Genomic DNA, 19,762 nt, shown 5'->3' with positions numbered 1-19,762 from the left:
TCCCCCAAATCAATATAAGCCGTAAGCAAAGGAAATATACTTATGCATATCCAAACCAAGGTATGTACGATTAACTCTTTGTAAGATATCTGCTTTGTTAACATAGCCTACTTATAGATTCTATTAAATGTTCTTAAAACGTATAGCGTTAGCATTTAAATCCTTTATGCTGATTACGGGCATTTTATTTTCTGAAAGTTTTTGCATGACAAGTTTTCCTATTTTTTCGGCATCTGCTTTAGACTGAAATCCTTGTCTTCCTTTTACTGCTGGAATGTATTCTTGTCGGATAAATAAAGCATCGTCGTGATACACCTCATAAATCCAAAATTGATCTTGTTCTTTTACTTGTAAAGCATAAGATGTATCATCGTTCATCGGTTTTTTAAGCTCTCCTGATTGGAAATAAAAAAACACCACAAATAAGATTGTAATTCCTAAAAAGACAGCCTTATAGTTATATTTATTTTTCATCACTTTTACTATTTTAAAAAAAAGAGCCAGAAATAATGTAGGATATCAACATTACCCTGACTCTAGGTTGGCTATTACCATCAATCACAAAAGTAATAGCCTATCAATCAATCAAAACAATTTAACAATTCTTTATCGTTTTAGTTATCATCATCGTCTTGCTCTGCATTCGGAAAGAACTCCATATTATCATCGAGATATAAGGTTCCGTTTCTACCTAAGGCTACAAAAGCTCGAGAACCATCATTAAAAGCGATGGCATCGCGTCTTGCATAAAGTTCGAAACCTGTTTTTTCTACCCAACTTTCACTAGACGGTGAATACTCATAAACCGAACTTAAACTCCCAGAATATTCTCCACATGCAACATAGCCTTTACCATCAATTGTAAACGCAACAGCATTAGATCTATAGACGTAATCATCTTCATCATCATCGATATCGGTGTGTTGTGTCCAAACTTCGGTTTCTAGGTTAAACGACCAGAAATCGGTTTCGTATACTCCATTACTTATTCCTGTTGCCAAATACACGTCGTTATTTATTGTAAAAGTGATACCATCTCTTCTTTTATCGCCTCCAAATCCATAAACTTCTTCCCAAGAATCGGAAATAGGATTGTATTTCCAAAAGTCTTTTTTGTCGCTACCATCGTAACCTGTTCCCACATAACCATACATATCGGATCCAAAACCTACAGCTCCATATCGTGCTGAACCACCAAAATCAGCTATGGCTGTCCAGCTATTTGTAGCGACATTATATTTATAAAAATCGGATAACTCTTCATTAGAATCTCCATTGTACCCCGTACCAATATAGCCATCTTCTCCTATTACAAATGCCACTGCAGAACTTCGTTCAATTCCGGGAAAATCTGATAATTGTTGCCAAGAATTGGTATCCATATTGTAACTCCAAAAATCATTGTAATAATCACTACCATCATATCCTGTTCCCATATACCCAATATTACCAATGGTAAAGGCAGAAGAACTGCTTCGTGCTTCTTCATTAAATGTTGATCGCTTCACCCAGTTTCCTAAGGTATCGCTATCATCATCGCTGTTACAACTATAAAACAACGCCAAAACGGCACCTAAATAAAGCAATCTTATGGCTGATTTGTTATTCAATTTTCTCATTTTACTTATTATTTATATTAAAACTAATTCCTATGTTTAATGACAGTGATTCATTAGAATCAAAATCATAAATCTTATTATTGTTATTGTTTATTGCGAGTTCACTATCCATCAAATACCCCATATTAAAATAGCTAGACCAATTATCATCAAAATGAAACTTGTAGCCCAATGCTAATTTTAACGCTTTAAATTCTAGCTTCGAATTATAGACCTCATCATTTTCGATACTAAAACTAGAAGCATTATTAGCATAAAAAGATTCTGGTTGTGCTGTAAAATCAAAATGACTCTGCGCGTTAAGTTTATAAAACACACCTGTGACCGGTAGGCCTATTTCGAATCTAAATTTTTCATTGACGTTTTTGGAATAAGACACTAAAGGATAAAAGTTAGGCTTACCAAATAATGAACCGTATCCTGCTCCTAATTTTAAAGTGGATTTAAGCCCGTCGTTATCCCAAGTCTTAATAAAGTTTGCAGCATAACTAAATACAAAATCGTCGCTAGTAATTTTTTTATTAAAAGTTGATGATAAATAAGGAGCTACTACAAGATCTAAATTCCAGTTATGAGCTAATGCTTTTTGATATCTAGCATATATTTCAACACTGTGTAATGTTTCAAATGCACTGTAATTACGAAACCTGTCATAATCTTGAAAATCTAAATTATAATTGGTATATCCCACACCGAAACCAACGGTTGGCTTATCTAATAAAGATGTAAAGTCCATAGCAATAGTTTTATTCTCTATTTGAACACTGTTCAGACCTAGATAATTACTATACTCTAATGTCATTAAATCTCCGACGTCTGTTGTTGTGAACATTTGTTGTCCATAAGAGACCATAGAAACGAAACTCAAGGTTAAATAATGTAATGTGTATTTTCTCATCGGGTGCTAACTTACTACCTCAATCTTTTACGTCAATTACAAAATATACCTAGGCTCTTTTTTTATAGACCAACCACAATTTTTAATCTACAAAACCAACCACAAACTTTTATAGTATAAAATAGCCCTTTTGTAGATAAAAATGTACCATAGGTATATTAGACTTTTTATTACATCAATTGGTTAGTTGATTTGTAAAAATTCTACAAAACAAATGGTGAAATCTTTTTCAAAATTATTTATAGCTATTATGGCCTTATTAATGGTAATAGCTTGCTCTACAGACACTGAAGACGACAGTTTATTGGCTGGTGAAGACTTTACAGGAACGAACATTAGAGTCCTATCGATTGATACATTTTCAGTAACGCTATCTACCATGAAATTTGATTCTATTACAACCTCAACTAGCGGTCGGCTATTAATAGGACAGTATCAAGATGACGATATGGGAATTGCAAATGCATCATCTTATATACAACTAAGCCCTTCCTCTTATTATTTAGATAATGACGCTATTTTAGATAGTATTGGTTTAATTCTTGGATATGACACGTATTATTACAATGACACAACCCAAGTCGCAACACTCAACATTCACCAACTAACTGACAAAATGAGTTCTGATGACACCTATTTCTATAACACAACAGAAACTCCTTATGCAACCACACCTTTAACAACTAAAAGCTATTTACCAACTCCAAATAAAGATTCGCTTTTTGTAACACTACCCTACGATTTTGGTGAGGTCTTATTTAATGATATAAGAGACAATAATATTACAGATCAAGAATCCTTATATCAGAAATTAAAAGGACTAACTATACTACCTGGTACCGATGATGATGGATCTATCATTGGTTTTTCAACAGATAGTGGCACCAGTTTCCTTAGGTTTTATTATACTATTCCAGATGAGCTAGAAAGTGATGAATACACCTACGACATGACCATAAACACTTATTATAACCATATTGAAAGTGATGTCAGTGGTTTACCTCTTGAAGCTATAACAGACCAAGAATACAACTTAACCTCATCCGAGAGTGGCCATATAAGTTACAATCAAGCAGGAACAGGTTATGTTACAAGAATTGAATTTCCAACAATTAAAGATTTATATAACCTCGGTAGCGAAGGCACCATATTAGATGCTACACTTTATATAGAACCTAATTCGGCATCACATTCTGACATCCAACCACTAAGCGAAACTTTATTACTCTACACTATAGATCAAAACAACGATTTAGCAAGTCAAATAAGTAATAGCGAAACTACGGTAACAGCTACAACAACAAATGTCAATTCTGAATTTAATAAAGTTGCCTTTACCGTTCCTGTTATTAATTTTATCGATCAGAAATTAAATGAAAGCCCAGAAACTGAAGATGCCCTTATATTAATTCCAACGGATTATAATTCTACCATAAATAAAATCATTTTTAACGACAGTGAACGGTCTAATTATAACACTAAACTCATTATAACCTATGCTGTATATGAATAAATCACAATCCCTAATAACTTTCGTAATGCTATTTGGGTTATTTAGTTATTCTCAATCTAATAATCTAACAGGTTCCCCTTATTCTCTTTTTGGTTTAGGTGTAGAAAACAATTCTAATACAGGCAGAAGTAGTGGACTTGGTAAAACAGGTATTTCTTTAGATGCCAACTACGGAATTAACCTATACAACCCAGCTTCTTTTGCAACCTTAAAAGAAAATGAAATAACGTTTGACTTTGGAGGTTCCATTGAACTTATTAACCTTATTGGTGATGATGTCAATCAACAAAGTACCACCTATAATTTTACTAACGTCTCTTTAGCCTTTAACCATAATAACGATTACGGCATTGGCTTAACCTTAAAACCAGCCACCAATGTTGGCTATTCTTTAATCGGTTTAAATAATAATATTGAAGGTAGTGATGAGCAATTCTCTACTAATATTGATGGCTCTGGTGGCTTAAGTGAAATAAGATTAGACTATGCTAGAACCCTATTAAAAAACCTAAATGTCGGTTTTAAAGCCTCCTATTTATTTGGAAAGATCGAAGAAAATGAATCTATTGTAACTTCAAATAGTTATTTAGAAATTAACGAAATCAACTATTATAGTGGTGCTCAATTTGGCTTAGGATTACAATACAAATTATTAAATAAACACAATTTTGGCTTTACAGTAGATTTCCCTACTGTTTTAAAAGGTTCAAAAGATGTTCTTATTGGTAAATATTCAAATTCAGCTTATAGCACCTTAGAAGAAACAGAAGATGAATCTATAGATCGTTTTCACCTGCCATTAAAACTTGGATTTGGTTATAGCACTAAATTTAAAAATTTACTCTTAACTGCAGATTACAATAAAAACTTTTGGTCCGCTACAAATCAATTTGATGCTATTGGTGATTATACTGATCAAGATATTTTTAGTCTAGGGGCTTCATATGCTATTGATCCAACCAGCTATAAATACTGGAAACGTGTCGACTTTAGAATGGGCTTAAACTATAATTCAGGCTACTTAAGCGTCGATGACAAAAACATAGACACATACGCAGCATCTTTGGGAATAGGATTACCTATAGGTAAACGATCGCTCTTAAATATTTCTTATACTCTAGGAAAAAAGGGTACAACTGACAGCATCCTTATTAAAGAATATGTGAATACCTTAAATATTAATATTTCACTCTCTGATTTATGGTTTCAAAAACGAAAGTTTAATTAGTCAAAATTGTTTTAGCGTTTTCTATTGCGACTTGTTTTTCAACATCAACAGGATGATAACTCGGGAACAGATAAGGTCTAAATTCTTCAGATTAATAGTGAAATAAAAACCTATAGGAATCTAATTTATTATAAACAATAAACATCATCTAAATGATGATATTCTCCTCGGCACATGTCATTATAGACGATAATAATGCTATAATTATTCGAGTAATAAAACGGACTAAACATTAAGTTAAGTTTCATTTCAATAGTTCATTTCCCCTTTAGTTTACAGCTATAAATTGTAAAAACAACATATCATTCTGATAATACACTAAAGCTTTAATTCGCTCAAAAAAACACACTTCATCGGATTTTTTTGCATTTTATAGATGAAAATTCGAAATTATAACTATATTAGCGCTCTAATTATTTCAGTTAACACCCAAATTTGATGAAAAAAATTGCGCTTATTTTTTTTCTGTCTTTATTATTTCTCACCTCCAGTTATACTCAACAGTTGGATAGAGATCTAAGCGCAAATACCAATACCACGCCTCAACAAATTTGGTCGCTATTAGGTCACTATAATCATAATATCGCATCTATAAAGGTTAACAATTCAAACTTCAATCCATCACCTATAACAACTACCGCTGAAGTAACAGACGCTAATCCTATCCTTAGCATTAGTATAGCAGATGAGAATAACACTCAGAACCAATTCGCCAACACCCCGAATGCAACTCATCATACCATAACATGGGGAGATAATGGTGCTGCTTTACATACACATACTACACCTACGACTTTAAATTTAAGTTCTAACGTAAATTCTGAAATTTCAACAGCAGTCTCTTACACAGCAACAACACGCATATGGAAACTAATCCAGGTTGGTGAAGATGCTCCGAGATTAAAGCTTAGAATTCCTCAAGACATTATTAATAACAATTCTACAACTGGTAGTTATTACATGCTTGTTTCTGATTCGGATACATTTGATTCTAATCTAGATTTTAGAATGATGACTTTAAATGACAATGCCTACTTAGAGACAGATTATAATTTTAATAATACTTCATATATCACTTTTGTTTTTTCGCCTCAAATTTCAGAGGAACGCTCTATATATTTTAATGGTTCTGATAGTTATATTGATATGCAGAATACATTAGATTTAAACCCAACTGGTTTTACAATCTCTGCATGGATAAACCATGACGCTACAAATTTTGATGATGTTTCTATCCTATCGAAAAGAGATGTTGCATTTACAAAGGGGTATGACTTAGTCCTTACAACTCACAATAAGATTAAAATCACATGGAACAACGGGAGCAGTCAATCCCTTATATCTCAAACTTCTATTCCAGAAAACCAATGGCATCATATTGCTGTTTCTTACAATGACTCACAGGTTTCAATCTATATAGATGGAGTATTAGATAATTCTGCTGATAGAACCGCACCAACTCTTTCTAATGCATCATTTTTAATTGCAGCCGCTGGAAAAAATGCACCAACACAATATTTTAAAGGTCATATTGATGAAGTCCAAATTTGGAATACATCCTTAACTAAAGCGCAATTACGTTTTATTATGAATCAAGAAATTACAAATGATTCAGGACGAGTTATAGGAAAAGAATTACCTATTTCAATTGATAAAAATGACATTTCTACCATGGTATGGTCCGATTTAGCAGCATATTATCCAATGACCAATTTTACCATTAAAAACACCATCGATGCTAGTGGAAACAACAATGATGGCGAACTAAAACATATATTATCGGTAGATACAGAAACAGCTCCATTACCTTATATCTCAGAACAAGGAGGTTATTGGAATGACCATACAACATGGAAAAATGGAAATCTACAATACATTCCTGGTGCAACATCTATTGTAGATCCAAATGTAACAATAGATTGGAACATTGTTAAAACGTCCCATTCCTTAAAAATGGATAATTGGGATTTACCCCCAACTAAAAACAATAATAGAACCGTACTTGGTTTGTTTGTTAAAGATGAAGAATTGAAACTTATAGGAGAAACAGCAAACCATACAGGAAATGGCTTAACCATTACACATTACTTAGAACTAACTGGAAAAATAGATTTAGAAGGAGAATCGCAATTAGTACAAACTTTAGGTAGTGATTTAGACGTCTTTTCTAATGGAGCCATAGAGCGTGATCAACAGGGTACGTCTGACACGTATACATATAATTACTGGTCGTCTCCTGTTACACGTCAAAATTCTGAATCCATCAATTTCAGGGTTATGGATGTACTTAAAGATGGTACAGACCCTCATACCCCTTCAACTATTAACTTTTCATCTTCAGGTTATAATGGAGCACCTACCAATCCAATAACCATTGCAGATTACTGGATTTGGAAATTCACCAATCTACCAAGTAATACGTATTCAGCATGGCAGCATATTAGACGTACAGGTACGATGTTGCCTGGTGAAGGTTTTACCATGAAAGGACCTGGTTCAGGATCTATTTCAACTCCTCAAAACTATGTATTCTCTGGAAAACCAAATAATGGAGATATTAATTTAAATTTAGTCGCTAACAGTGATTATTTAGTTGGTAATCCTTACCCTTCAGCCATAGATGCGTTACAATTTATTAGAGATAATGGACCTGACGTTAATTCAAACAGTTCGCCTCTTATTAGCGGAACACTTTACTTTTGGAATCATTGGGGAGGAGGTTCTCATGCTTTACAAGACTACGAAGGAGGCTATGCAACATTCAACTTTTCTGGTGGTGTAGCCGCAGCTTATAAAGGTAATAACTATGCCATTCTAGAAACAGATGGTGAACCTAAAAAAGCGCCAGGACGTTACATTCCTATTGGTCAAGGCTTTTTTGTTATGGGTCAAAATTCAGGACGTATTAACTTTAATAACGGACAACGCATTTTTAAAAAAGAAAGCAATTCTTCAGTATTTATGAGGAGTACTAATTCGACAACTGTCGACAATAGTGACGCTAACAGCTCTGAAGATAACAGAATGAAATTTAGAATAGGGTTTAATTCAGTCAATACCATTAAACGTCAACTACTGTTAACGATTGATGAAAATACCACATCAGGGGTAGATTGGGGGTATGATGGCCTGTTAAATGAGCAGCAAATTGACGACATGTTTTGGCTCATTAATGATGAAACCTACCTTATTCAAGCAAGTAATGAATCCGATACGTCTTCTACTTACCCTATTGGGATTAAAACAAAAACAGATGGAATAAACTCAATAATGATTGATGATTTGGAACATGTTCCTAACGATATGAATGTTTATTTACACGATAACGAATTGAATTTGTATCACGATTTAAGAACAAGCAATTACAATATTTTCTTAACCAAAGGGGAATACCTCAATCGATTTGAAATTACATTCGGTACACAAGAAGACCAATTAAATATTGATGCCCCTCTAAAAAACCCAATTGATGTCTTGTATTCTAATGCTATCAAAAAAATTGTGATTTTAAATCCAAATTCAATCGACCTAGAATCGATGACTATATTTAATATGCTAGGCCAATCGATTTTCACACTCAATCGATTTTTACAAAACAATTATTCTGAATATGATATAAAAAACTTAAACGTTGGAACCTATGTCGCTAAATTAAAAACAGGAACAGGATCCGTCGTTAGCAAAAAAATTACGGTAAATTAGAAGTAGATACTTTTAGTTAATAAGGGGAAAAGTCTCAATCTTTTAAAGATTGAGGCTTTTTATTTTCAATAATTCCAACAACTCCTTAAATGCAACTTTATGCTGTTCACCAGAAGCCATATTTTTTAGTGTAAAAACTTCAGATTTTAATTCTTCTTCACCCATTATAACAACAAATGGAATGTTACGACGATTCGCATAATTCATTTGTTTTTTCATTTGTTTACCAGAAACTGCGGCATCTGGGAATAACTCTGCTTTGATATTAGCCTGTCTTAATTTGGTTACGGCTCCCAAACTAAACATAGCTTCTTTCTCTCCGAAATTAATAAAAAGTACTTTTGTTGATTCGGCTATAGTTGATGGAAATAAATCCAATTCCTCTAATACCAAATAAATACGATCTAAACCAAAGCTAATACCTACTCCACTCATATCTTTAAGCCCGAAAATCCCGGTAAGGTCATCGTAACGCCCACCTCCACCAATGGAGCCCATTTTTACACCTTCTGGTGCGGAGACTTCAAAAATAGCACCTGTATAATAGTTTAAACCTCTTGCTAAGGTAACATCTAATTGAAGGCTTGCTGTTTTTAGTTTTAAGTTTGAAATGGCTGTGTTTATAAATTCAAGTTCTTCAATCCCTTTTAGTCCAATTTCTGATAAACTCAAGATAGATTTTAAACTTTCGATCTGATTCCCAAAATCTCCTTTTAAAGTAAATAAAGGTTGAAGCTTAGTAATTCCCTCTTCAGAAATGCCTTTACTGCGCATTTCGTCTTTAACTTTCTCTTCACCTATTTTATCCAACTTATCTAAAGCTACAGTAAAATCGATGAGTTTGTCTTGTGCACCAATCACTTCAGCTATACCAGATAAGATTTTACGGTTGTTGATTTTAATGGTTACTCCTTCTAATTTTAAAGCTGAAAATACGGCATCATACAATTGTACAAATTCTACCTCTTGAAACAGCGATTTAGAACCGACCACATCAGCATCACATTGATAGAACTCTCTAAAACGTCCTTTTTGTGGACGGTCTGCGCGCCAAACGGGTTGCATTTGGTAGCGTTTGAATGGAAACTCGATGTCGTTTTGGTGTTGCACAACATATCTTGCGAAAGGCACCGTGAGGTCGTATCGAAGGGCTTTTTCTGAAATTTTTGGTGTGATTAAACTTTCAGATTTCTGGCTATAATCTTCATCTGAAATTTTCTTTAAAAACGCACCACTATTCAAAATCTTAAAAATCAAGCGATCTCCTTCATCACCATATTTTCCCATTAAGGTCTCCGAGTTTTCAAAGCTTGGAGTTTCAATCGGTTGAAATCCGAAAACTTGAAACTGTGCTTTTATCGTATCCATGATATAAGAACGCTTTGCCACTTGCTCTGCGTTAAAATCTCTTGTGCCTTTTGGGATGCTTGGTTTTTGTGCCATGTTTACTTCCCGTGAAATCGGGAATCTTATTTAGTGAAACTTAATTTAAACTCAATACTAATCACAAAAATATTATAATTTTTAGAGGTCTGACTAAGATATCTTGATTTTATAGTAACTTTATGCTGTTTAAATCGTCTTATACTTTAAACAATCCAACTAACGTATCAAAAAACTATGTTTTCATTAGCTAAGGAGAATATTAGAATTGCTTTCGATTCTATAAAAAGTCAACTGCTCAGAACCATTTTAACGGTTTTAATTATTGCAATTGGTATTATGGCTTTGGTTGGAATTTTAAGTGGAGTGTCTGCCTTAGAGAATACGATTTCTAGTAATTTCTCTTCTATGGGTTCTAATACCTTCAATTTTCTGCGTTATGAATTTACAGCGCAACGTCAGAGCGGCAGAGAACGTCAGAAAATAAATCCTATTATTAATTATAGAAATGTGAAGGATTTTGAAGATCAATATAATTTTCCATTTACTAAAGTAGCTGTGTCTTTCTTTGGAACCTCTACAGCTGAAGTAAAATACGATAACAAAAAAACAGATCCGGAAGTTGCTGTCCTTGGAGCTAACGAATATTATATTGAAAATTCGGGTTTAGACATTGAATTAGGACGCTCTTTAAACGTGTTTGATATTGATAATAGTAATTCGGTTTGTGTAATTGGAAGCGATTTACAAAAGGCATTATTTCCTGTTGAAAACCCTGTTGGAAAAACCATAAGTATAAGAGGTTCTAAATTTAAAGTGATTGGTGTACTGAAAGAAAAAGGCTCTACGTTTGGAAACAATCAAGATTTAAGAGTGATTTTACCAATACAAAAAGCGCGTTCTATTTTTACGAATCCGAATATTAATTACAGCTTAAGTGTTAAAGTTGATAAGACTGATATGTTAGAAGCGGCACAAGATGATGCAATACTTACGTTTAGAAATATTAGAGGATTAAATCCAATCGAAAAGAACGATTTTGGTATTGAACGCAGTGATGATTTATTAAATCAAGTCGCACAAAATACTGCTGCGCTTTATGTCGCTGCATGGATTATTAGCATCATCACCATTTTTGGATCTACTATTGCCTTAATGAATATTATGCTGGTTTCCGTTAGTGAACGCACTCGTGAAATTGGGGTGAGAAAAGCACTTGGTGCTAAAAGTAAAACAATCGCCTTTCAGTTTTTTATGGAAACTATAATTATAGGACAACTTGGTGGTCTTTTAGGAACCATACTAGGTATTTTAATAGGATTGGCCGTTGCCAAAGGTTTCGACCTCGAATTTTCTACACCTTGGGTCGCTATGATTTGGGCAACAAGTATTGCTTTTATTGTGGCAGTCGTTTCTGGCTTGTATCCTGCGACCAAAGCAGCAAAATTAGATCCTATTGAGAGTTTACGTTATGAGTAATATATTCCTGGGAATACAGGAATCTCAAATAACATCAGTAATTAAAATTCTATTTATAATTGGATGTCAGTTCGAGTGAAATTGCTTTTTCTATTATTTTCTATCGAGAACCTTTTAATGTAGAATTTTCCAAATAAAAACTTCCCGATACAATTTCTACATACCTCGTAAATGACTAGAAATAACGAATAAATCGCTGTTAAAAACCTAATTCATCCGTTGGAATAGAATCACTCAAGGAGACAAAACGAGAAGCCTCTCTTTTAAGATTTTACTAGACACTAAAGTCCATAATAAAGCCTTTCTATATCATTGTAAATTCAAATCAAAAGAAAGGCTAATAAATTAAGTGATCAAACTAAAAGATTTTAAGCACCTTTTATCAAATTAGCAAAATAGTTAAATAATTCTCCCTTAGTGATATTGGCTCCGGACTGAATCATTTTAAAGATATCTAAATGCTTATCGTCGGAATACTCTTTTTTAGCATTAAAAAATTCTATAGCATCTGACAAAAGATTATTGCGTAACCATTCAAAGCCTTCTTTAGTTGTAAAATCGATAGCTTCAATATCAATTTTTAAAGCAATTAAACGCATACTTTTTTCATTACATTGAAAGAGGTGAATTTGTTGAGGAGAAATATGTTCTAAATATTCCACTTTACTTAAGACACCAAACCATACTAAATCGCTAAACACATCTAATTCTTGCTCAGCAGCTTCTGGTTTATTCTTTTTAATATCTTCCCACTCCTCGGCTGTAATAGATTGTGTGGCTAAAAAATTGATGAATTCTTGGTGTAATTCTTCAAATTGTTCTTTGGTTAATCTTGAAAATTTCATCTGGTTATAGTTTATTATTATTTAAAGGTCAGATGGTATGCCTTTAAAAGAATATATAATATGTAGTTTCACAGTTGCTGCGAACGCTATTTAATAGTTCATCCTAATTATTTATCGCTCTAAACGCTTCAAAAGGTCTATCGGCAGCCATAATATCGGCTCCATTTTCCTTCCACTGACGATATAAGTCATCACCTTTTGCAGCAGCACGTTTATCCAAGTTACCAAGAGTTCCTAGCAAACAAACAATATCATTATTGTGTAGTCGTTCAAAAAATGAGGCATCTGATAAACGCGTTCCGGTAAAGGCTAACATATTTTCTACTGGAATTTCCGCATCCAATAAGCGATCAAACTCTTCATCATTTCTAGCTGTAACCGATAATAGCAAGTCGGGAGCCAAATTATAAGCCATTTTAGCTTGCGCTACATCATAAGTAATAATGATACATACATCTTCTGCTTTAGCCGCTCTAATAGCATTAATAACGCTTTCTTGACTTACTGTTCTTTTAATATCTACGGTAAGAATTACATTATTTTTTACGCACCATTGCAATACTTCTGAAAACAAAGGAATTTTAAAGGTGGTTTCATTCCCATAATCATCAACCAAATTAAATTGCTTTAATTCATTATAAGTTAATTCATCTACTTTACCACTACCTGTTGTGGTTCTATCTATAGCGGTATCGTGAAGCAAAACTAACTGTCCATCTTTAGTTTGAGCGACATCAACTTCATAAATAGCAACGATACTATCATTAACATAGCGAAGGGTTTCGATGGCATTTTCAGGATAATTCACTAATCCCTTTCCACCACGATGCACACTGACATTTGGATAATCTGAATTTGAAGCTTTAAAAAGCGAAATAAGTTTAGAAGGTTGCACCTCAGAACGCTTAGCTGTTTCTTTAGATTGTTTGCAACTAATAAAAGCGCAAAGTGTAAATATTAATAGAAGATGTTTCATGTTAAAACCGATTAAAACCTGCCAGACTATAGTTGTCTTAGTATTCTAAAAAAAACTATAAAAAAACCGTTTAGTAAACTAAACGGCTTTTAAAAATTGTAATAAAGAGATTATGCGTCAGCAATAACTTCGAAAGTTAAATCTACAGTTACTGATCTATGTAATCTAATTGCAGCTTCATACTGACCTAAACGCTTAATATTACCACCATTGATAGAGATAAATTTCTTATCAACATCGTGACCTGCGTTTTTAAATGCAGCAGCTAAATCCATAGTGGTTATAGAACCAAATAATTTATCTCCAGCAGTTGCACCAGTTCCAGCTTTAGCTGTAATTTTAATATCTAAACCTTTTATAGCATCAGCAGTTTTTTCAGCTTCAGCAATAATAGTTTTCTCTTTGTAAGCTCTTTGCTTTAAAGTTTCCGCTAATACTTTCTTAGCAGAAGAAGTCGCCATTACAGCTTGTCCTTGAGGAATTAAAAAGTTTCTACCATAACCGTTCTTAACAGATACAATATCGTCTTTAAATCCTAAATTTTCAACGTCTTGTTTTAATATAAGTTCCATCGTGTTATGATATTTTATTTTAATAAATCAGCAACATATGGCATTAAGGCTAAATGTCTAGCTCTTTTTACTGCCACAGATACTTTTCTTTGATACTTTAAAGACGTTCCTGTTAAACGTCTTGGTAATAATTTACCTTGTTCGTTTACAAAACCTAGTAACCAATCTGCATCTTTATAATCTACATACTTGATTCCAGATTTTTTGAAACGACAATATTTCTTTGTCTTAGACGTCTCAATATTTAACGGAGTTAAATATCTAATTTCGCCGTCTTTTTTTCCTTTTGCTTGTTGTTCTATTGATGACATAATTACGCTTTTGCTTTTGCTTTAACTTTCATTTTTTCTCTTCTTCTCTCAGCCCATGAAATAGCATGTTTGTCTAATTTCACAGTTAAGTAACGCATAAAACGCTCATCACGTCTAAATTCCACCTCTAAAGGCTCTATTACCTCACCGGCAACAGTGTACTCAAATAAATGGTAAAATCCACTTTTTTTGTTTTGAATTGGATAGGCTAATTTTTTTAGTCCCCAATCTTCTTTTGATACCATCTTAGCTCCTTTAGAAACGAGGAAATCCTCATATTTCTTTACTGTCTCCTTTATCTGGTCTTCAGATAAAACGGGATTTAAGATGAAAACAGTTTCATAATGATTCATAATAAATAATTTTGTTTAATGTTAAAACGGGTGCAAAAATACATATAAATTCTATATTTGGCAACGTTTTTGAATGTAAAAATAAAAAGGTTTTTATATCGTACAAATAATGTTAAATTCTACGGTTTGTCGGCATTATTTGTTTTTTAACCGAATTTATCGTACTATTGTCGATATCTTAACCTAAAATTAATAATGTTATGACTTTAAACTGTGTAGTTGTTGATGATTCTGCGATTCAGCGTCTCTCTATAGTAAAGTTAATCGAAAATCATTCTTCGCTTAACCTTATTGCAGAGTACAGCAGTGCGTTAGAAACTAAAAACGGTCTTAATACACATAAAGTGGATCTTATCTTCTTAGATATAGAGATGCCTGTATTAAACGGTTTTGAATTACTAGATGTACTCAACAACAAACCCCAAATTATTTTTGTTACCGGCAAAACCGAGTATGCTTTTAAAGCATTTAATTACGATGCCACCGATTATCTTCAAAAACCAATCACTAAAGAACGTTTTAATGTTGCCGTAGAAAAAGCTATTGAGCAACACAAATTAAAACTAGACTTTAATGAAACTGATGGTGAGCACATCTTCGTAAAAAGTAACCTTAAAAAACGTAAAGTTTATATAAAGGATATTAAATGGATTGAAGCACTTGGCGATTACGTTAAAGTAGTAACAGAAGAAAACAGCTTAGTTGTTTTATCAACAATGAAAGCGTTTGAAAGCGAATTGCCCGAAGGTAAATTTTTAAGAATTCATAAATCTTATATTGTGAATCTCGATAAAATTGACCGATTCAACAGTAAAAATGTTGAAGTTGGTGCGTATGAGATTCCATTGAGTCGAAATAAAAAGACCCAATTAGTTGATGCTTTAAATAATATGTAGAAATATTACATTAACATTAAAAGCATTACATTATAATTTTAAAAAATCCTGAGCATCTGCTTAGGATTTTTTGGTTATAAAATTTATGAGCTAACAAATTGTTAGCCCTCCCCTTTAGCCCCCTCAAAGGGACAATATTCATCAAGAATATTTAAAATTTGGATTTAATAATTATCCACATTAATTACAACCCTCACAGGTCTAAAATCCTTTACAGCATTAAAACTGTTATCTATTTTCCTTATTGCTTCTTTAGTTTTTACCAAAGATTGGCTTTGAGGAATTTTTATTAAAATATTCTTGTGGTATAAATTTCGAATTCTTGATACTGGCGGAAATTCTGGACCTAAAACATTGGCTTTAAATAATTGTTTTAGAGATTTTGCATACCAATCAGCAGCCAAATTAACCCGATCATAATCTTTATGCTTAAACGTGATTTTAATCAACCTAAAAATGGGTGGATATTTAAAATTATAACGTTCGTTCATTTGCTCAGCAAACATCTCTTTATAAGCATTTGTAGAGACTTGTTGTAAAATATTATGATGTGGATTGTACGTTTGAATCAACACCTTTCCTCGCAAATCGGTACGACCTGCTCTACCAGATACCTGTGCCATGAGTTGATAACTGCGTTCGTGGGCTCTAAAATCAGGGAAATTCAACAAGTTATCGGCATTCATGATACCTACCAACTTTACAAATCTAAAATCTAAGCCTTTCGTTAGCATTTGTGTTCCAACCAAAATATCTACTTCACGCTGCTCAAAACTATTTATTATTTTCTCAAAACCGTATTTACCTCGCGTCGTATCTAAATCCATACGTGCCACTTTCTTTTCTGGAAATAACACTTTTACTTCTTGCTCTATTTGCTCTGTACCAAAACCTTTGGTGTCTAACGTTGAATTACCACAACCTTGACAACTTTTTAGCATCGCAGAATTATAACCACAATAATGACAACGCAACTGATCTCTGTACTGATGATACGTTAAACTCACATCACAATTCGGACATTGAGGCGAGGTTCCACACGTTGTACATTCTATAATTGGAGAAAATCCTCTTCTGTTTTGAAACAATATAATTTGAAACCCTTCTTCTAAAGTTTCCGTCATTTCTTCAATTAGCCGATCGCTAAAATGACCTTTCATCCGTTTCCGCTTGTACTTATCTGCTAAATCTACCAATTCAATATCTGGCATTAACACATTGTTGTAACGTGTATTTAATTCCACCAAACCATACTTACCTTGGCTCGCATTAAAATAGCTTTCTAAACTTGGCGTCGCAGATCCTAAGAGTGTTTTTGCTTTAAATATGTTTGCTAATACGATTGCTGCATCTCTTGCATGATAACGCGGCGCCGGATCAAATTGCTTATAGGACGACTCATGCTCTTCATCAACAATGATGAGTCCTAAATTAGTAAATGGCAACAATAACGAGGAACGCGCACCAATAACCACTTGAGCTTTTTCAGAATTAGCTAACATATTTTGCCAAACCTCTACCCTTTCGTTTCCTGAATATCGCGAATGAAATACAGCCACCTTGTCTCCGAAATAATCTTGTAGTCGGTTTACCAATTGTGTTGTCAAAGCAATTTCTGGTAATAAATACAGCACTTGCTTCCCTAAATCTAGTTGATTTTGAATAAGTTGTACATAAATTTCGGTTTTACCAGAAGACGTCACTCCATGCAGTAAGGCTACGGATTTTTCTTTGAAAATATCCTCAACTTCATTATAAGCATCTTGTTGCGCTTCACTTAATCGTTTAGCATCTGAATCGCCATCGCCATCAAATTGAACCCGATCGACTTGAATGTGATATTCCTCTAAAATATGTTTATCAATTAAGGTTTTAATTATCGAAGTAGAGGCTCCACTACGTTCTGCTAAATCTGAAACTTTAATAGGTTGTTTTAGTGAGGCTTCCATTGTAAATAACGTGAGCACAACCTCGCGCTGCTTTGGCGCACGACTCAATTCTTCAAGTAATACTTGTAATTTTTCTTGTGATTTATGATTGTGATGTAACTTTACATACCGCACTAATTTTGGCGTGTACTTTTCGTACATTTCTTCTTGTAAACTTAAGACCCCTTTTTTTACCAAATTATTGATAATAGGCAATACACGCTTTTTATCTAATATAGAAGCAACATCATTTATCTTTAATGAGGATTGATGTTGTAAGGCTTCATAAATCAAGTATTCTTCGTCTTTTAACTCAGACGCCTCAACACTAACCTTCTCATTTCTTGAGATAATAGTTTCACTTTCTAATAAAAATGCATTTGGCATTGCAGCTCGCATCACTTCACCTAAACTACACATATAATAAGTAGAAATCCACTCCCAATGTTTTAATTGGGTTTCCGTTACAACAGGCGTATCATCCATAATTTGATGAATGGTTTTTGCATCGTAAGCTGTTGGCGGACTTTTATGAATACTATACACTAAAGCCGTGTAAATTTTAGTCTTACCAAAAGGTACAGAAACACGCGTTCCTGGTGATAAAAATTGGGATTCAGCTTCTGTAATATGATAGGTAAACGCTTTTTGAAGCGGAATTGGTAATATAACGTCTATATAAAAATTCAAAAGTGATAGTTTGATAATGTAACTACGAAGATAAATGAATCTTGAAGAAATTGAAGCGTATAACAAACAAAACCACCTAGATTTAAAATCAAGGTGGTTATTATAATATAATGAAGACTATTAGTGTTTAACTATAAATTGCTTTGTTACACTCCGCTTATTATCATTGAGTTTAAGCAAATACACACCATTAACCATCTGCGCTAACGAAATACTTTTATCATTATCTAGCTGTCCACTTTTTACAGCACGACCAGACATATCGTATATAGCATAGGATAATTGACCCACTATAGATTCGCTATTTGAAATTTTAAGATTTCTATCCGCTGGATTTGGATAAAAACCAAAATTGAATACTTCTGATTCTGACACCGATAACGATGAACAAGCAGGATATGTATAAGATGTTCTATAATCATTATCCCAACTACTACCGTTATAATCTTGCTCTGTAATTTCTTCAATGAATCCATTGCTATCATAGTCAAAAAGTGTTCTTCCATCGAGAACGTATGATGAACCATCCCAATAACTAGAATTTAACTCAATCATTTGCCCCTCCGTATTATAGATAATATTATATTTCAAATCCGGTTCCCAAGCTGCCCCATCCCATAAATCTTCTGTAAACTCAGTAACATCAGAACCTGAGTATATATAAGTTACACGCTCCGAATTTCCCCAAGTTGTAGTATTACTATCCCATTCTTGATACGTTTCTTCATCTACCGTACCCGAGCCATTGTATGTATATACCGACCTATTACTATTTTCCCATCCAGTGTTTGCGAGGTTCCTTTCCTGATAAAGCTCTTCTGTTAACTGATTAGACCCATTATAGGAATATTGAGATCTTGACGATAGCACCAAATTGAATCCATTATAACTTTCCGTAACCTCTTCAGTTAAGTTGTCTCCAACATAAGTGCTTTGGACTCTAGAAATACTAATCCAACCTCCAATGCCATCATAAGCTTGCGTATCAACCTCAATAGTTTGATTTTCTGAATTGTAAGCATACACTACTCTAGAATATGTTGAACCTTGAGATGAGATAAAAGACTCCTCAGGCAGGCACTCTGAATTAAAAGAAGTTGTTAAGGTCGTTACTTCAACCCATTCCGTTCCAGACCATTCTTCTGTGACTAATATTTCTGGAAATTGATTAGCTACAGACTCATCTATTTGAGCAGCGATTGGTATAAAAAAAAGTAATGCAAATAAAAGTGTAATTTTTTTGAATTCCATATTTAAAATAATTTATTGTTAATAGCACAATAAAGTTATTGAAAATATTAATAACCAACTAATTAGAAACGAAAATTGTTTATTTACACATACTAGCTAATAGAGGATCAACTCTGTT

General features: G+C 33.4%; 16 protein-coding genes. 5 read left to right on the top strand and 11 right to left on the bottom strand.

Features of this window, described 5'->3' with window-relative positions:
* Positions 1-123: 123 nt before the first annotated feature.
* The 3 genes from ACXGSQ_RS09455 to ACXGSQ_RS09445 all read right to left on the bottom strand — a co-directional run bounded on the left by ACXGSQ_RS09455 (position 124) and on the right by ACXGSQ_RS09445 (position 2,517).
* Positions 124-474, bottom strand: a complete 351-nt coding sequence (locus ACXGSQ_RS09455) for a DUF4907 domain-containing protein (RefSeq protein ID WP_458625956.1) — start codon at positions 472-474, stop codon at positions 124-126.
* 140 nt (positions 475-614) lie between these two features.
* On the bottom strand, positions 615-1,619 hold the full coding sequence (locus tag ACXGSQ_RS09450) for a Kelch repeat-containing protein (protein ID WP_458625955.1): 1,005 nt from the start codon (positions 1,617-1,619) through the stop codon (positions 615-617).
* A 1-nt stretch (position 1,620) separates the two neighbouring features.
* On the bottom strand, positions 1,621-2,517 hold the full coding sequence (locus tag ACXGSQ_RS09445) for a hypothetical protein (protein WP_458625954.1): 897 nt from the start codon (positions 2,515-2,517) through the stop codon (positions 1,621-1,623).
* 214 nt (positions 2,518-2,731) lie between these two features.
* Here ACXGSQ_RS09445 and ACXGSQ_RS09440 point away from each other — a divergent pair, with 214 nt between their 5' ends.
* The 3 genes from ACXGSQ_RS09440 to ACXGSQ_RS09430 all read left to right on the top strand — a co-directional run bounded on the left by ACXGSQ_RS09440 (position 2,732) and on the right by ACXGSQ_RS09430 (position 8,960).
* On the top strand, positions 2,732-4,030 hold the full coding sequence (locus tag ACXGSQ_RS09440; RefSeq protein WP_458625953.1) for a DUF4270 family protein: 1,299 nt from the start codon (positions 2,732-2,734) through the stop codon (positions 4,028-4,030).
* Entirely contained in the window at positions 4,023-5,258 is a 1,236-nt protein-coding gene (locus tag ACXGSQ_RS09435) for a hypothetical protein (protein ID WP_458625952.1), read from the top strand. The genes ACXGSQ_RS09440 and ACXGSQ_RS09435 overlap by 8 nt, the downstream gene beginning before the upstream one ends.
* 504 nt (positions 5,259-5,762) lie before the next feature.
* Positions 5,763-8,960 carry a LamG-like jellyroll fold domain-containing protein gene (locus ACXGSQ_RS09430; RefSeq protein WP_458625951.1) on the top strand — a complete coding sequence of 1,066 codons (3,198 nt, stop codon included), beginning with the start codon at positions 5,763-5,765 and terminating at the stop codon, positions 8,958-8,960.
* Between the two features lie 42 nt (positions 8,961-9,002).
* On the opposite strand, the gene hisS is transcribed toward ACXGSQ_RS09430, so the two are convergent.
* Complete coding sequence (gene hisS, locus ACXGSQ_RS09425) at positions 9,003-10,403, bottom strand: histidine--tRNA ligase (RefSeq protein ID WP_458625950.1); 1,401 nt, start codon at positions 10,401-10,403, stop codon at positions 9,003-9,005.
* Between the two features lie 177 nt (positions 10,404-10,580).
* Between hisS and ACXGSQ_RS09420 the strand changes: the two genes are divergently transcribed.
* Positions 10,581-11,822 carry an ABC transporter permease gene (locus ACXGSQ_RS09420; RefSeq protein WP_458625949.1) on the top strand — a complete coding sequence of 414 codons (1,242 nt, stop codon included), beginning with the start codon at positions 10,581-10,583 and terminating at the stop codon, positions 11,820-11,822.
* Positions 11,823-12,190: 368 nt separating this feature from the next.
* On the opposite strand, the gene ACXGSQ_RS09415 is transcribed toward ACXGSQ_RS09420, so the two are convergent.
* From ACXGSQ_RS09415 to rpsF, 5 genes are all read right to left on the bottom strand, one after another.
* Positions 12,191-12,667 carry a DUF6495 family protein gene (locus ACXGSQ_RS09415; protein WP_458625948.1) on the bottom strand — a complete coding sequence of 159 codons (477 nt, stop codon included), beginning with the start codon at positions 12,665-12,667 and terminating at the stop codon, positions 12,191-12,193.
* A 103-nt stretch (positions 12,668-12,770) separates the two neighbouring features.
* Positions 12,771-13,643 carry a glycerophosphodiester phosphodiesterase family protein gene (locus ACXGSQ_RS09410; RefSeq protein WP_458625947.1) on the bottom strand — a complete coding sequence of 291 codons (873 nt, stop codon included), beginning with the start codon at positions 13,641-13,643 and terminating at the stop codon, positions 12,771-12,773.
* Positions 13,644-13,753: 110 nt separating this feature from the next.
* Positions 13,754-14,215: a 50S ribosomal protein L9 gene (gene rplI, locus ACXGSQ_RS09405; protein ID WP_115809378.1), complete on the bottom strand. Its 462-nt coding sequence runs from the start codon at positions 14,213-14,215 to the stop codon at positions 13,754-13,756.
* 14 nt (positions 14,216-14,229) lie between these two features.
* A complete protein-coding gene (gene rpsR / locus ACXGSQ_RS09400; RefSeq protein ID WP_172837628.1) occupies positions 14,230-14,529 on the bottom strand; it encodes a 30S ribosomal protein S18 in 300 nt (99 codons plus the stop codon).
* A complete protein-coding gene (rpsF, locus tag ACXGSQ_RS09395) occupies positions 14,529-14,879 on the bottom strand; it encodes a 30S ribosomal protein S6 (RefSeq protein ID WP_458625946.1) in 351 nt (116 codons plus the stop codon). The genes rpsR and rpsF overlap by 1 nt, the downstream gene beginning before the upstream one ends.
* A gap of 200 nt (positions 14,880-15,079) precedes the next feature.
* Here rpsF and ACXGSQ_RS09390 point away from each other — a divergent pair, with 200 nt between their 5' ends.
* Positions 15,080-15,775, top strand: a complete 696-nt coding sequence (locus ACXGSQ_RS09390) for a LytR/AlgR family response regulator transcription factor (protein WP_020894444.1) — start codon at positions 15,080-15,082, stop codon at positions 15,773-15,775.
* 164 nt (positions 15,776-15,939) lie between these two features.
* Here ACXGSQ_RS09390 and priA read toward each other — a convergent pair whose 3' ends face one another.
* On the bottom strand, positions 15,940-18,393 hold the full coding sequence (gene priA, locus ACXGSQ_RS09385) for a replication restart helicase PriA (protein WP_458625945.1): 2,454 nt from the start codon (positions 18,391-18,393) through the stop codon (positions 15,940-15,942).
* Positions 18,394-18,513: 120 nt separating this feature from the next.
* Positions 18,514-19,644: a T9SS type A sorting domain-containing protein gene (locus ACXGSQ_RS09380; protein WP_458625944.1), complete on the bottom strand. Its 1,131-nt coding sequence runs from the start codon at positions 19,642-19,644 to the stop codon at positions 18,514-18,516.
* Positions 19,645-19,762: the final 118 nt, after the last annotated feature.

This window comes from Winogradskyella sp. PC D3.3 (genome assembly GCF_054366245.1).
The sequence above is the reverse complement of the archived record's forward strand: the minus strand, read 5'-3'. Positions and strand labels throughout refer to the sequence as shown.

What these genes read in the sequence shown, in the direction of transcription:
- ACXGSQ_RS09415 (WP_458625948.1), bottom strand. Translation starts at nt 12,667, where the DNA reads ATGAAATTTTCAAGATTAACCAAAGAACAATTTGAAGAATTACACCAA.
- ACXGSQ_RS09420 (WP_458625949.1), top strand. Translation starts at nt 10,581, where the DNA reads ATGTTTTCATTAGCTAAGGAGAATATTAGAATTGCTTTCGATTCTATA.
- ACXGSQ_RS09455 (WP_458625956.1), bottom strand. Translation starts at nt 474, where the DNA reads ATGAAAAATAAATATAACTATAAGGCTGTCTTTTTAGGAATTACAATC.
- ACXGSQ_RS09380 (WP_458625944.1), bottom strand. Translation starts at nt 19,644, where the DNA reads ATGGAATTCAAAAAAATTACACTTTTATTTGCATTACTTTTTTTTATA.
- ACXGSQ_RS09445 (WP_458625954.1), bottom strand. Translation starts at nt 2,517, where the DNA reads ATGAGAAAATACACATTACATTATTTAACCTTGAGTTTCGTTTCTATG.
- ACXGSQ_RS09435 (WP_458625952.1), top strand. Translation starts at nt 4,023, where the DNA reads ATGAATAAATCACAATCCCTAATAACTTTCGTAATGCTATTTGGGTTA.
- ACXGSQ_RS09440 (WP_458625953.1), top strand. Translation starts at nt 2,732, where the DNA reads ATGGTGAAATCTTTTTCAAAATTATTTATAGCTATTATGGCCTTATTA.
- hisS (WP_458625950.1), bottom strand. Translation starts at nt 10,403, where the DNA reads ATGGCACAAAAACCAAGCATCCCAAAAGGCACAAGAGATTTTAACGCA.
- rplI (WP_115809378.1), bottom strand. Translation starts at nt 14,215, where the DNA reads ATGGAACTTATATTAAAACAAGACGTTGAAAATTTAGGATTTAAAGAC.
- ACXGSQ_RS09390 (WP_020894444.1), top strand. Translation starts at nt 15,080, where the DNA reads ATGACTTTAAACTGTGTAGTTGTTGATGATTCTGCGATTCAGCGTCTC.
- ACXGSQ_RS09450 (WP_458625955.1), bottom strand. Translation starts at nt 1,619, where the DNA reads ATGAGAAAATTGAATAACAAATCAGCCATAAGATTGCTTTATTTAGGT.
- rpsF (WP_458625946.1), bottom strand. Translation starts at nt 14,879, where the DNA reads ATGAATCATTATGAAACTGTTTTCATCTTAAATCCCGTTTTATCTGAA.
- ACXGSQ_RS09410 (WP_458625947.1), bottom strand. Translation starts at nt 13,643, where the DNA reads ATGAAACATCTTCTATTAATATTTACACTTTGCGCTTTTATTAGTTGC.